Origin of the sequence: Modicisalibacter sp. MOD 31.J (assembly GCF_020147985.1) — a bacterium.
In the GTDB taxonomy this organism is placed as follows: Bacteria; Pseudomonadota; Gammaproteobacteria; order Pseudomonadales; family Halomonadaceae; genus Modicisalibacter; species Modicisalibacter coralii.
The window spans coordinates 413,645-426,268 of record NZ_JAGXFF010000001.1 but is presented as its reverse complement, the minus strand read 5'-3'; the positions used below and the strand labels follow the sequence as shown (position 1 = coordinate 426,268).

At 64.7% G+C, this 12,624-nt stretch carries 13 protein-coding genes; 10 read left to right on the top strand and 3 right to left on the bottom strand.

Annotation, left to right across the window (positions count from 1 at the left end):
• The 5 genes from KGR00_RS01930 to KGR00_RS01910 all read left to right on the top strand — a co-directional run.
• The coding region (locus KGR00_RS01930; protein ID WP_239032071.1) for an ATP-binding cassette domain-containing protein at positions 1 to 753 on the top strand (753 nt) is incomplete at its 5' end.
• A gap of 20 nt (positions 754 to 773) precedes the next feature.
• Complete coding sequence (locus KGR00_RS01925; RefSeq protein ID WP_224424106.1) at positions 774 to 1,481, top strand: ABC transporter permease; 708 nt, start codon at positions 774 to 776, stop codon at positions 1,479 to 1,481.
• The gene (locus tag KGR00_RS01920) at positions 1,481 to 2,209 is read left to right on the top strand and encodes an ABC transporter permease (RefSeq protein WP_129141420.1); all 729 of its coding nucleotides are present in this window, start codon (positions 1,481 to 1,483) and stop codon (positions 2,207 to 2,209) included. Before KGR00_RS01925 ends, KGR00_RS01920 begins: the two co-directional genes overlap by 1 nt.
• Positions 2,210 to 2,325: 116 nt before the next feature.
• Positions 2,326 to 3,099 carry a transporter substrate-binding domain-containing protein gene (locus tag KGR00_RS01915; protein ID WP_224419821.1) on the top strand — a complete coding sequence of 258 codons (774 nt, stop codon included), beginning with the start codon at positions 2,326 to 2,328 and terminating at the stop codon, positions 3,097 to 3,099.
• A 103-nt stretch (positions 3,100 to 3,202) separates the two neighbouring features.
• The gene (locus KGR00_RS01910; RefSeq protein WP_224417883.1) at positions 3,203 to 3,976 is read left to right on the top strand and encodes a transporter substrate-binding domain-containing protein; all 774 of its coding nucleotides are present in this window, start codon (positions 3,203 to 3,205) and stop codon (positions 3,974 to 3,976) included.
• 252 nt (positions 3,977 to 4,228) lie between these two features.
• On the opposite strand, the gene KGR00_RS01905 is transcribed toward KGR00_RS01910, so the two are convergent.
• Together KGR00_RS01905 and KGR00_RS01900 are read right to left on the bottom strand one after the other, a co-directional pair.
• Positions 4,229 to 5,095, bottom strand: coding sequence for an NAD(P)-dependent oxidoreductase (locus tag KGR00_RS01905; RefSeq protein ID WP_129139420.1), 867 nt, complete (start codon positions 5,093 to 5,095; stop codon positions 4,229 to 4,231).
• A gap of 270 nt (positions 5,096 to 5,365) precedes the next feature.
• On the bottom strand, positions 5,366 to 6,373 hold the full coding sequence (locus KGR00_RS01900) for an NAD(P)-dependent alcohol dehydrogenase (protein ID WP_224417884.1): 1,008 nt from the start codon (positions 6,371 to 6,373) through the stop codon (positions 5,366 to 5,368).
• Positions 6,374 to 6,757: 384 nt separating this feature from the next.
• On the opposite strand from KGR00_RS01900, the gene KGR00_RS01895 reads away from it, so the two are divergent.
• The 5 genes from KGR00_RS01895 to KGR00_RS01875 all read left to right on the top strand — a co-directional run bounded on the left by KGR00_RS01895 (position 6,758) and on the right by KGR00_RS01875 (position 11,069).
• Complete coding sequence (locus KGR00_RS01895; protein ID WP_224417885.1) at positions 6,758 to 7,903, top strand: AI-2E family transporter; 1,146 nt, start codon at positions 6,758 to 6,760, stop codon at positions 7,901 to 7,903.
• Positions 7,904 to 7,993: 90 nt separating this feature from the next.
• Positions 7,994 to 8,719 carry a YebC/PmpR family DNA-binding transcriptional regulator gene (locus KGR00_RS01890; RefSeq protein ID WP_224417886.1) on the top strand — a complete coding sequence of 242 codons (726 nt, stop codon included), beginning with the start codon at positions 7,994 to 7,996 and terminating at the stop codon, positions 8,717 to 8,719.
• A 170-nt stretch (positions 8,720 to 8,889) separates the two neighbouring features.
• Complete coding sequence (locus KGR00_RS01885; RefSeq protein WP_224417887.1) at positions 8,890 to 9,081, top strand: DUF3008 family protein; 192 nt, start codon at positions 8,890 to 8,892, stop codon at positions 9,079 to 9,081.
• Between the two features lie 181 nt (positions 9,082 to 9,262).
• A complete protein-coding gene (locus KGR00_RS01880) occupies positions 9,263 to 10,309 on the top strand; it encodes an aldo/keto reductase (protein WP_224417888.1) in 1,047 nt (348 codons plus the stop codon).
• A gap of 157 nt (positions 10,310 to 10,466) precedes the next feature.
• A complete protein-coding gene (locus KGR00_RS01875; protein ID WP_224417889.1) occupies positions 10,467 to 11,069 on the top strand; it encodes an rRNA adenine N-6-methyltransferase family protein in 603 nt (200 codons plus the stop codon).
• Between the two features lie 69 nt (positions 11,070 to 11,138).
• Here the strand turns inward: KGR00_RS01875 and KGR00_RS01870 are convergent, their stop codons facing one another.
• Positions 11,139 to 12,599 carry a catalase gene (locus tag KGR00_RS01870; RefSeq protein ID WP_224417890.1) on the bottom strand — a complete coding sequence of 487 codons (1,461 nt, stop codon included), beginning with the start codon at positions 12,597 to 12,599 and terminating at the stop codon, positions 11,139 to 11,141.
• Between the last annotated feature and the right edge of the window lie 25 nt (positions 12,600 to 12,624).

Sequence of the window (12,624 nt, the reverse complement as noted above, 5' to 3'; positions counted from 1 at the left end):
CCGCTCGACGTGCGCAACCTCAAGAAGCGCTTCGGCGACAACGAGGTCCTCAAGGGCCTGTCCCTCGAGGCCCACCAGGGCGACGTGATCTCCCTCATCGGGGCCTCCGGCTCCGGCAAGAGCACCTTCCTGCGCTGCATGAACCTGCTCGAGATGCCCAACGAGGGCGAGCTGATCGTCCACGGCGAGGCAATCCGCTTCAAGGAGACCCGCCACGGTCGCGAGCCCGCCGACTGGAAACAGGTCGAGCGCATCCGCGCCAAGCTGGCGATGGTCTTCCAGGGCTTCAACCTGTGGGCCCACATGACGCTGATCGAGAACGTCATCGAGGCCCCCGTCCACGTCCTCGGCAAGCCCAGGAAGGAGGCCGTCGCGCATGCCCGCGACCTGCTCGAGCGGGTCGGCCTGGCCGAGCGCGCCGACTACTACCCCGCCCAGCTCTCCGGCGGCCAGCAGCAGCGCGGGGCGATCGCCCGGGCCCTGGCCATGGAGCCGGAGGTGATGCTGTTCGACGAGCCCACCTCGGCGCTCGACCCGGAGCTGGTCGGCGACGTGCTCAAGGTCATGCGCGATCTGGCCGACGAGGGCCGCACGATGATCGTGGTGACCCACGAGATGGCCTTCGCCCGCGACGTCTCGAGCCAGGTCATCTACCTGCACCAGGGGCGCGTCGAGGAAGCCGGGCCCCCCGCCGAGGTGCTGGGCAATCCGCGTTCGGAGCGTCTCAAGCAGTTCCTGGCGCCCAAGTTCTGAGCCCACCGGAGACACGTCTCATGATCGACCTGCAAGGTTACGGGCCGCGCCTGTTCCAGGGCGCCCTGGTCACCCTCGAGCTGGGCCTGCTGTCGCTGCTGCTGTCCATCGTCCTGGGGCTGGCGACCGCCACCGCCAAGATGTCGCGCAACTGGCTCCTCCATCGCATCGGCACGCTCTACACCACCCTGATCCGCGGGGTGCCGGACCTGGTGCTGATGATGCTGCTGTTCTTCGGCGGCCAGATCGGCGTCAACCTGATCACCGACTGGCTCTACGACCAGTTCGACATCGACATCTTCATCAACATCAACGAGTTCGTCGCCGGGGTGGTGACCATCGGCCTGATCTTCGGCGCCTACATGGGCGAGACCTTCCGCGGCGCCTTCATGGCCGTGGAGGGCGGCCAGATCGAGGCGGCCCGCGCCTACGGCATGTCCGAGTCGCTGATGTTCCGCCGCATCCGCTTCCCGCAGATGATGCGTCACGCCCTGCCGGGGCTGTCCAACAACTGGATGGTGCTGCTCAAGACCACCGCGCTGGTCTCGGTGATCGGCCTGACCGACATGGTCCGCGTCGCCGAGGAGGCGGCCAAGGCCACCCACGAGCCGTTCACCTTCCTGATCCCGGTGGCGGTGATCTACCTGCTGATCGCCAGCGTCTCGGAGTGGGCCTTCGCGCGACTGCAGAAACGCTACAACGTCGGCTTCGGGGAGACGAGCGCATGATGGAACGACTCGACGCCTGGTTCACCGAGCTGCTCGCCGGCAACGAGATCTTCACGGCGCAGACGCTGGGCTACTACCTGCACGGCCTGGCCAATACCGCCCAGCTGGTGCTGCTGTCGCTGCTGATCGGCCTGGTCCTGGCCGTGCCGCTGGCCATCGGCCGCAGCTCGTCCCGGCCCTGGCTGAAGTGGCCGATCTTCGCCTACACCTACGTGTTCCGCGGCACGCCGCTGCTGATCCAGCTCTACATCATCTACTACGGCGTGGTCTTCGTGGAGGGCATCCAGGACACCTGGCTGTGGGTCATCCTCGACAAGCCCTTCTACCCGGCGCTGATCGCCTTCACGCTCAACACCGCGGCCTACACCACCGAGATCTTCCGCGGCGCGATCAAGGCCACGCCCCGCGGCGAGATCGAGGCCGCCCGGGCCTACGGCATGTCCCGGGCCAAGATGATGCGACGCATCGTGCTGCCCAGCGCCTTCCGTCGCGCGCTGCCGGCCTACGGCAACGAGGTGATCTTCATGCTTCACGCCAGCGCCATCGCCAGCGTGGTGACCATCATGGACCTCACCGGCGCGGCGCGCTTCGTCTATGCCCGCTTCTACGCGCCCTTCGATGCCTTCCTGTTCGTCGCGGCCATCTATCTGTGCCTGACGTTCGCCATCCTCTATCTGTTCCGCTTCCTAGAGGGCCGGCTGCTGGCGCATCTCAAGCCGCAATCCTGAATCACGAGATCGAACGCGCGTTGGAAACCGTCAGCCCATGACACGACATGAGGCCCTGAACAACAAAAAATCAGGCCCCATCGTGAAAACCAGTGAAACAACAAGGAAACAACGTCATGAGACAGCTGTTGGCAAGTTCATTGATCGGCCTGGCTATCGTCACGGGTACGGTTCACGCCGATGACACGGTACGCATCGCGCTCGATGTCCCCTATGAACCTTTCGAACACCGGGATGCCGATGGCGAACTGACGGGATTCGACATCGATCTGGGCAATGCGCTCTGCAAAGAAGCCGGCGTCGAATGCGAGTGGGTCATCCAGCGTTGGGATGGCCTGATCCCCGGGCTCATGGCAAGGAAGTATGACGCCATCATGTCGTCGATGGTGATCACCGCAGAACGCGAGCGCAAGGTGCTTTTCACCCACCCTTACTCCGCCACGCCACGCGCCTGGATCGCGCCGGCCGACCGGACCATCGATATCGACGACAAGCCACAGTTGGCAGGCATGACCGTCGGCGTCGAGCGCGCAACCCTGCAGGATCGGTACATCACCGACCTCTACGGCGATGCCATGACCGTACGCCGTTACGACACGGTCGACGACATGATCGTCGACTTGCAGACCGGTCGCTTGAAACTGGCGTTCATGAACTATCCGATCGCCGAAACCCATCTGCACGTCGATGCCCAGGGCAGCGAGTTCAAACGGGTCAGCGGGTTCATCAAAGGGCCCGAGAAGTATTTCGGCAAAGGCGTCGGCATCGCCTTCCGCAAGCGCGACAAGGCCCTGGTCGAACGCTTCAACGATGCGCTGGACACCCTCAGGGACAACGGCACCTACGACGAGATCATGAAGACCTATTTCAGCTACGACATCAGCCCGTGACCGGCGGGCCCCGGGCCTCTAGCAGCGCTGAAGGGCCTCCCCTTCGGTGCTGATCGCAGCAATGCAACACAACCGCGAAAGTGCAACAACAAGGAGACGACTCATGAAAAAGCTCTTGGCCAGCACCTTGATCGGCCTGTCCGTCATGGCGACCGGCGCCCAGGCCGACGACACGGTCCGCATCGCCGTGGACGTGCCTTACGAACCGTTCGAATACAAGACACCCGACGGGACCCTGGAAGGCTTCGACATCGACCTGGGCAACGCCCTGTGCAAGGAGGTCGGCGTCCAGTGCGAGTGGGTGACCCAGCCCTGGGACGGGATCATTCCCGGTCTTCTGGCCCGCAAGTACGACGCCATCATGTCATCCATGGTGATCACCCCGGAACGCGAGCGTAAGGTGCTGTTCACCCACCCTTACTCCGCCACGCCACGCGCCTGGATCGCCCCGGCGGACAGCAAGATCGATATTCACAACAAGCAGCAGCTCGAGGGCCGGAGCGTCGGCGTACAGCGCGCCACCCTCCAGGACCGCTACGTGACCGAGCTCTACGGCGATGTGCTGGACGTGCGTCGCTACGACGATATCGATGACGTCATCACCGACATGCGAGCCGGGCGGCTGGATCTGGCCTTCATGAACTATCCGATCGCCGAGAAGTACCTGGAGATCGATTCGGGCAAGAGCGAATTCAAGCGCATCAGCGGCTTCATCAAGGGCCCCGAGAAATTCTTCGGCAAGGGCGTCGGCATCGCCTTCCGCAAGCGCGACAAGGCACTCGTCGAGCGGTTCAACGAGGCGCTCGCCACCATTCGCGACAATGGCACCTACGACAGGATCATGAAGAAATATTTCCGCTACGACATCAGCCCGTGACCGCCAGGTACCCGCTGATGTGATCCCCTCGTGAACGGACTGCCTTCGGGCGGTCCGTTTCCCGTTTGCGCTCTCCTTTCGGCTCGACCACTAAGCTCTGTCTGAAAAGTCGGCGAGCGATGGCCAGACAAGGCAAAAATTGACGAAAAAGCGCAGTTTACAAGTCGTAAATGAGCATTTTGAGTTAATTTTTAACGCCGTATGGGCGAGCGCAGACATTTTTCAGACAAAGCGTAGCCGAGGGAATGGCGTTCACCCGTTGTCGAGGTACTCGAAGATCGCCGCGAAGTCGTCGCGACCGCGTCCGGCCTGCTTGGCGCCGGCGTAGAGCTCCTTGGCGAGGTTGGCCAGATGCATCGGCTGGTCGTGTTCGTAGGCGGTGAGCGCGAGCAGGTGCAGGTCCTTGTGCATCCACTCCAGCGGGAACTGGGGCGGGTAGTCGCCCTGGCGAATCAGGCCCGCCTTGCCGGCGAGAAACGGCGCCGATACCGGCAGCCCGGGCAGTGTCTGCATGAGGAAGTCCCGCGAAAAGCCGAGCTTCTCGCCGAGCAGCGCGGTCTCCGAATAGACCGCCATCGACTGGGCGAGCATGGCATTGACCAGCATCTTGAAGCTCGCCCCCTGGCCGGTATCGCCGACATGCAGGATCTTCTCGCCCATGCTCCGAAGCAACGGCTCGAGGCGCTGATAATCGGCGCTGTCGCCCCCCACCAGGAAGGTCAGGGTGCCTTCCTCGGCGGGCTGCCGGGTGCCGGCGACCGGCGCGTCGGCGAAACGCCGGCCGTGTTCGCGGGTGCGCTCGGCCATGCGCCGGCTGAACGACGGGTTGACCGTGGAGCAGTCGACCCACAGCGCTCCGTCGCGCATCGCCGCCACGAAACCGCCGTCGCCGAAGGCCACGGCCTCCACCACATCGGGGCTGGCGAGCATGGTGAAGACCACGTCGGCGTCGCGCACCGCCGTCGTCCAATCGTCGGCCGCTCTGGCCCCGGCCGCCTCCAGCTCGGCGACCGGGCCCAGCGAGCGGTTGCAGACGGTCAGGGTCACATCCGGGTTATCGAGCAGGTTGGCGGCCATGCGCCGCCCCATGATCCCCAGGCCGATGAAGGTCACGTTCATGTCGTGCTCCTCGTTCGTTGGCTAATCACCGGCTCCAAGGATGGCAAGCCCTCCCGCGAACGACAAGCAAGGCGCGGCCCCGGCTGCGATACCGCTTAGAGGGTGTTTACAAAATGCCTGCGCTCGACAATACGGCGTTAAAATCGGCCTCGTACGCGAGCCCGGTCAAAATGCTCATTTACCCCGTGTAAACTGGAACGCCAGCCCGGTCCTTTTTTCGGCCGATTTTGCCTTGTCTTGCCTTCGCTCGCCTAATTTGTAAACACCCTCTTAGAACTCCAGGCAGATCTTGCCGAAGTGCCTCTGGGCTTCCTGATGGCGGAAGGCGTCGGCGATCTCGTCGAGGCGGAAGGAACGGTCGATCACCGGGCGAATGCCGCTGATCTCGATCGCGCGGATCATCTCGATCTGCTCCTGATGGCTACCGACGATCAGCCCCTGCAGCCTGGCCTGCTTGGCCATCAGCTTGGCAGTGGGCACTTCACCGCCCCGTCCGGTAAGGACACCGATCAGCGCGATATGGCCACCGATGCGCACTGCGTCGATCGATTGCGGCAGGGTACCCGGCCCGCCGACCTCGATGACGTGATCCACGCCGCGACCGTCGGTGAGCGCCTTGACGCGCTTGCCCCACTCCGGCTCGTCCTTGTAGTTGATCGTGTGATCGGCCCCCAGCTCCCGCAGGCGGGCGATCTTCTCGTCGGAGGACGACGTGGCGATCACGGTCGCGCCGAGTTGCTTGGCAAACTGCAAGGCGAAGATCGACACGCCACCGGTCCCCAGGACCAGCACGCTGTCGCCGGGCTTGATACCACCGTCGACCACCAGTGCCCGCCAGGCGGTGAGACCGGCGGTGGTCAGCGTGGCCGCTTCGGCATGGCTGTAGCCCGCCGGGGCGTGGGTGAACCATTCGGCGGGCCGAATCACCTGCTCGCGGGCATAGCCGTCGACGCCATCGCCGGGCACCGTCTTGAAGTCGCCCACTGTGGCGGGCCCCGTCTCCCAGGTGGGGAAGAACACCGAAACCACGCGATCACCGGTAGCGAACGCCTCGACACCCTCGCCGACCGCTTCGACGACGCCGGCGCCGTCGGACATCGGAATCCGCCCGTCCTCGGTGGGCATCGCCCCGGACACCACGCCGTAGTCGTGATAGTTGAGCGAGCTGGCGTGAAGGCGCACGCGAATCTCGCCCGGGCCGGGTTCGCCCGGCGCGTCACGCTCGCCGAGCTGCAGGTTGTCCAGGCCACCGGGCCGCTTGAGTGTCACCACTTTCATGCGTGTCTCCTGCTCGTGTGAGTCATTCTTCCCTTACGTGCCATCGATAGCGGCAAACTTCAACGTCGCCTCCGCTTTTTCCCATCAGCGAATCGGCGGTCATCGCGCTGGTCGGCGGCACGGCCGGAAGGCCCTGCCGCTGGCACGCACCGCGCCGTCTCGGCTAGTCTGAAGCCTCCGGCACCTGGGGCGTGTCGCTCGCAAGGACCCCGGACGGCTCACCCGGCGCTGGCACCCGGCGATTCGAAAGGAGTTCGAGTCGCCTCGCGTGCCCGAATGGCGCCCCGGCGAGTACGCTCCGATACTGAGCCGAGGACCGCGAGACCCATAGTCCCGCCCCAGACAGCCCGGCTTTCCCCGAATGGACGCACAGCGGATGGCTCGATGACGATGAACAAATTCCCCACCAGCAAGACCCCCGACACCGAAAAACGCCCCTGGATGGAAGCCATGCCCCGATGGGTCGGCATCGGGATCTTTCTCTACCTCTCCATCTTCGCCCTGGGCTTTGCCCAGCTCTTCCTCGTCCCCGTGGTGCTGGCGTTTCTGCTCTCGATGGTCTTCAGCCCGATCCGCCGCTTCTTCGACCGGCGCGGCGTCTCCCAGGGCTGGTCGGCGGTCATCATCATGTCCACCCTGCTCGCGGGGCTGCTGATGATCGCCACCGCCCTGGCCGTGCCGGTCAGTGGCTGGATCAACAACGCGCCGGCGATCGAGCGCAAGATCGAGATTCGCTTCAACGAGGTGTCCGGCCCCTTCAGCGGCTTCTTCTCCGCCAAGGAGAAACTCGAGTCGATGACCCAGTCCGACAATAATCAGGTGCAGCAGGTCGAAACCCAGGACGACAGTCTCACCAAGAAGCTCGCCAGCCTGATTCCCACCTTCATCACCCAGTCCCTGTTCACCCTGGTACTGCTGCTGTTCCTGCTCGCCTCGGGCGACATGTTCTACGAGAAGATCGTTCACGTCATGCCGACCCTGCGCGACAAGAAACGCGCGGTACGCATCACCCAGGACATCGAGCGCAAGCTGTCCCGCTACCTGTTCACCATCACCCTGATCAACGCCGGCCTGGGCATCGCGGTCGGCACCGCCATGTGGGCGCTGGGCATGCCCAGCCCGCTGAGCTTCGGGCTGATCGCCTTCCTGTTCAATTTCATCCCCTATCTCGGGGCACTGGCCGGCATCCTCATCGCCTCGGTGGTCGCCATCGTCTCCTTCGACTGGCTGGGGTGGCCGCTGATCGTCGCCGGCACCTACTTTCTCCTGACCACCCTCGAGGGTCAGCTCATCACGCCCTATTTCGTCGGGCGCAGCCTGCGTCTCAATACCGTGGTGGTCTTCTTGACCATCTCCTTCTGGGCCTGGCTGTGGTCGGTCGTCGGCATGATCGTCGCCGTGCCGTTGCTGGTCGCGGTCAAGACGCTCAGCGAGCACATCGAGGCCCTGGAGCCGCTGGGCCACTTTCTCGCCGAGCGCCACGCCGAACTGATCCGCAACGACGCGGACGATGGCTCGGCAGCCCCGTGAGACGCCATGGCGACGACCAATTGCCCCTGTTCGCGTCAGCGCTTGTTGAGTAAGATTCCCCCCTTCAGATGACGTGACGGGACAAGCACGATGGGCAGGGCCTTCCAGAACCGCAAGGAATCCATGGCCAAGACGGCCGCCGCCAAGACCAAGGTCTACAGCAAGTATGGCCGCGAGATCTATGTCTGTGCCAAGTCGGGCGGGGTCGACCCCAACGGCAACCTGGCGCTGCGCGGTCTGATCGATCGCGCCAAGAAGGATCAGGTGCCCTCGCACGTGATCGACAAGGCGCTCGACAAGGCCAGGGGCGGCGGCGGCGAGGACTACTCGCCGGCCCGCTACGAGGGCTTCGGCCCGGGCAACTGCATGGTGATCGTCGACTGCCTGACCGACAATCCCAACCGCACCTTCGGCGACGTGCGCGCCTGTTTCAACAAGGCCAAGAGCAAGCTCGGCACGCCGGGCAGCGTCAGCCACATGTTCGATCACTGCGCGATCCTCGCCTATCCGGGCGAGGACGAGGAAACCGCGCTGGAAGCCTTGATGGAAGCCGACGTCGATGTCACCGACATCGAGAACGAGGACGGCCGGATCACCGTCTTCGCCCCGCACACCGACTACGCCAAGGCCAAGCAGGCGCTGACCGACGCCTTCGGCGAGATCGAGTTCGATGTCGACGAGATCCAGTTCATCCCGCAGACCACCACGCCGGTGGAGGGCGACGACGTGGCGATGTTCGAGAAGCTGATCGACACCCTCAACGACCTCGAGGACGTGCAGAACGTCTATCACAACGCCGAGCTGCCCGAGACCTGAAACGTGCCGCCGCTGCCTCTCGCTCCGCCCCCCGGCCTTGCGCCGGGAGCGGCGTCCGACGATTGGCATGACGCGCCCCGCCGGCTAGTCTGAGGGTCAGCGGGCGACCCGCCCGCGATGGTCATTCGGCGCCACCGGACCGGCGCCCCGGACGACAGGAGGTCATTCCCATGCCCGCCAAATCCGCAGCCCAGCAGAAGGCCGCCGGCGCCGCGCTCGCCGCCAAGCGCGGCGAGAAGAAGGCCAGCGAACTCGACGGCGCCGCCAAGTCGATGTACGACTCCATGAGCGAAGACAAACTCGAGCAGATGGCCTCGGCGTCGCAGAAGCAAAAGCCGAAGCACAATGCCAAGTCGTCGTGACCCTCTCTGAACCACCGGCCCGGTCGCACGCACCGGGCCGCCCAGACGGCACGCGACTCTCCTCCCGGAAATCTCCATAGAATCGGACACGCATTCAGCAGGATCGCGCTATTCGCCGGCGGCGGGTGACGACCATACTGCAAGGCGGAAAACGATTCCCGGCCTGAAGAGGAGCCATCGCATGCGCTATCGCCAGTTCGGCAATACCGGCCTTTTCGTCTCCGAGTTGTGTCTCGGCACCATGACCTTCGGCGGCGAAGGCGAACTGTGGAGCCAGATCGGCGACCTGCAGCAGAAGGACGCCGATACCCTGATCGGCCGCGCACTGGACGCCGGCATCAATTTCATCGATACCGCCGACGTCTACTCGCAGGGCAAGGCCGAGGTCATCACCGGTCAGGCGCTGAAGAATCTCGACGTGGGCCGCGACGACGTGGTCCTCGCCACCAAGGTGTTCGGCGATACCGGCCCGGGCGTCAATCAGCGCGGCCTGTCGCGCTATCACATCATGAACGGCGTCAAGGCCAGCCTGAAGCGCCTGCAGGTCGATCATATCGACCTCTATCAGGTTCACGGCTTCGATCCGGCCACGCCCATCGAGGAGACCGTGCGCGCCCTGGACAACCTGGTCAGCCACGGCCACGTACGCTATGTCGGGGTCTCCAACTGGGCGGCCTGGCAGATCATGAAGGCGCTGGGCATCGCCGAACGCCACGGGCTGGCGCGCTTCGAGTCGCTGCAGGCCTACTACACCCTGGCCGGGCGCGACCTCGAGCGTGAACTGATCCCCCTGCTCAACAGCGAGAATCTCGGTCTGATGGTCTGGAGCCCGCTCGCCGGCGGCCTGTTGAGCGGCAAGTACGGGCGCGACACGCAGGCCGAGAGCGGCAGCCGCCGTACCCACTTCGACTTCCCGCCGGTGAATGTCGAGCGCGCCTACGACTGCATCGATGCGATGCGCGGCATCGCCGAGGCTCACGGCGTATCGGTGGCACAGATCGCCCTGGCATGGCTGCTGCATCGCCCGGCGGTGACCAGCGTGATCGTCGGCGCCAAGCGCATCGACCAGCTCGACGACAACGTCGCCGCGACCCGGGTCCGGCTCAGCGACGCCGAACTCGCCACGCTCGATGGCGTCAGCGAACTGCCCCCCGAATACCCGGGCTGGATGCTCGAGCGCCAGGGCGGAAACCGGCGCCAGCAACTGGCCGACTCGACCGGCGAATGAGGCGCTGACGGCACGGCGGCCGGGCAAGCCGCCGCGCCGTTCTCCCGGTTCCGGCGGCGCCTTCCCCGTCGCCGGCCCCCTTTCGGTAAGCGGTGCGGTGGTCTAGGGTGAGATGAACAGCGTTGCCAAACGCTTTCGCGAACCAAGAGCGCCACCCATGAAGCCCGACGAGCCGACCCGACGCCAGTCCCCCCCTCCCCGCCACCGCCAGATGGCGCTGTTCGCCCGCAACTTCTTCAAGCACCCGAAAATGCTGGGCTCGATCATCCCCAGCTCGCCCTTTCTGGTGCGACGCATGCTGAGCCATATCGACTGGCAGCGTACCCGGGTGCTGGTCGAATACGGCCCGGGCGTGGGCACCTTCACCCGCGAGATCCTCCGCCAGATGCCCGCCGATGCGGTGCTGATCGTGATCGAGACCAATGCGGACTTCGTCGACTACATCCAGCGCGTCTATCCCGATCCGCGCATGCAGGTGGTGCATGGCTCGGCGGCCGACATCGAGCAGATTCTCGCCGAGCGTGAACTGGGTCAGGTCGACTACGTCATCGCCGGCATCCCCTTCAGCACGCTGCCCGGCCCGGTCGGCGAAAGCATCCTCAATGCGACGCGCCAGGTGATCTCGCCCGCCGGCACCTTCCTGCTCTACCAGTTCTCGCCCAAGCTGCTGCCCACGCTGCGCAAGACCTTCTCCAAGGTGACCCGCGAGTTCGAGCCGATCAATTTCCTGCCGGCCCATTTCTACCGCTGCACGCCCTGACGACAGCGGCCCGCCAGCCGGGTGGCTGGCGGGCCGCTGGAGGTCCCGGTCTCGGTCAAGGCGACCGGATCAGTTCAGCTTCGCCTTCACCCCCTCCTCGATGCGCCGGCCGATGGTCGCGTCGATGTTCTTCCAGTACTCGAAGACCCGCGACAGCACCGGCTCCTTGACGCCGCCCAGCACGTGACCGACCACGTTGTCGACCAGCCGGTCGCGGGCCGCCTCGTCCATCACCTTGTTGATCAGGTCGTGGGCCTGGCCGTAATCGTCGTCGTCCTGGCGCAGCGTGTAGGGCGCACGGACCATGTCGCCGCTGGCCTGCCAGGTGGAATCGGTGGGGTAACGCTCGCCGTCCGCCGCCGGCCCGCCCTTGGAGTTGGGCGCATAGACCGGGTCGCTGACGTTCTTCACGCGCATCGCCCCGTCCTTGCTGTAACTGTGTACCGGCGCGAGCGGCGAGTTGACCGGGATCTGCTTGTAGTTGACCCCGAGCCGCGCACGGTGTGCATCGGCGTAGGAGAACACGCGGGCGATCAGCATCTTGTCGGGGCTGATGCCGATACCGGGCACCAGATTGTTGGGCTCGAAGGCCGCCTGTTCGATCTCGGTGTGATAGTCGGTGGGGTTGCGATCCAGCGTCAGCTTGCCGACCTTGATCAGCGGATAATCGTCGTGCGGCCAGACCTTGGTCAGGTCGAAGGGATTCAGACGATAGGTATCGGCATCCTTGAACGGCATGATCTGCATGTACAGCGTCCAGCTCGGGCATTCACCGCGGTCGATCGCTTCATACAGGTCGCGGGTGTGGTAGTCGTTGTCCACGCCACAGAGGCGGTCCGCCTCGTCCTGGGTCAGGCACTCGATCCCCTGATCGGTCTTGAAGTGATACTTGACCCAGAATTTCTCGCCCTGGGCGTTGGTCCACATGTAGGTGTGGCTGGAATAGCCGTTCATGTGCCGCCAGGTCTTGGGGATGCCGCGGTCGCCCATCAGCCAGGTGACCTGATGGGCCGACTCCGGTGACAGCGTCCAGAAATCCCACTGCATGTCATGGTCACGCAGGTGATTGTCGGCGCGGCGCTTCTGCGAGCGGATGAAATGCTGGAACTTCATCGGGTCGCGTACGAAGAACACCGGCGTGTTGTTCCCCACCATGTCGTAGTTGCCTTCGCTGGTGTAGAACTTGACCGAGAACCCGCGCGGATCGCGCCAGGTATCCGGGCTGCCGCGCTCGCCGGCGACGGTGGAAAAGCGCATCACCACTTCGGTTCGCGTGCCTTTCTGGAACACCGCCGCCCTGGTGTAACGGCTGACGTCCTCGGTGGTCTCGAACCGGCCGAAGGCGCCGCCGCCCTTGGCGTGAGGCTGACGCTCGGGGATCCGCTCGCGGTTGAAGTTGGCCATCTGCTCGATCAGATAATGATCGTGGAGCAGCAGCGGCCCGTCGGGACCGACGGACAGAGAATGCTCGTCGCTGGCGACCGGGATCCCGGCATCGGTTGTCGTGGGCTTGCGATCATCGCTGGTCACGGTAGTTACTCTCCTGTCATGAAAG

Coding starts and splice junctions, on each gene's coding strand:
- KGR00_RS01925 (WP_224424106.1), top strand. CDS start 774: ATGATCGACCTGCAAGGTTACGGGCCGCGCCTGTTCCAGGGCGCCCTG.
- KGR00_RS01920 (WP_129141420.1), top strand. CDS start 1,481: ATGGAACGACTCGACGCCTGGTTCACCGAGCTGCTCGCCGGCAACGAG.
- KGR00_RS01915 (WP_224419821.1), top strand. CDS start 2,326: ATGAGACAGCTGTTGGCAAGTTCATTGATCGGCCTGGCTATCGTCACG.
- KGR00_RS01910 (WP_224417883.1), top strand. CDS start 3,203: ATGAAAAAGCTCTTGGCCAGCACCTTGATCGGCCTGTCCGTCATGGCG.
- KGR00_RS01905 (WP_129139420.1), bottom strand. CDS start 5,095: ATGAACGTGACCTTCATCGGCCTGGGGATCATGGGGCGGCGCATGGCC.
- KGR00_RS01900 (WP_224417884.1), bottom strand. CDS start 6,373: ATGAAAGTGGTGACACTCAAGCGGCCCGGTGGCCTGGACAACCTGCAG.
- KGR00_RS01895 (WP_224417885.1), top strand. CDS start 6,758: ATGACGATGAACAAATTCCCCACCAGCAAGACCCCCGACACCGAAAAA.
- KGR00_RS01890 (WP_224417886.1), top strand. CDS start 7,994: ATGGGCAGGGCCTTCCAGAACCGCAAGGAATCCATGGCCAAGACGGCC.
- KGR00_RS01885 (WP_224417887.1), top strand. CDS start 8,890: ATGCCCGCCAAATCCGCAGCCCAGCAGAAGGCCGCCGGCGCCGCGCTC.
- KGR00_RS01880 (WP_224417888.1), top strand. CDS start 9,263: ATGCGCTATCGCCAGTTCGGCAATACCGGCCTTTTCGTCTCCGAGTTG.
- KGR00_RS01875 (WP_224417889.1), top strand. CDS start 10,467: ATGAAGCCCGACGAGCCGACCCGACGCCAGTCCCCCCCTCCCCGCCAC.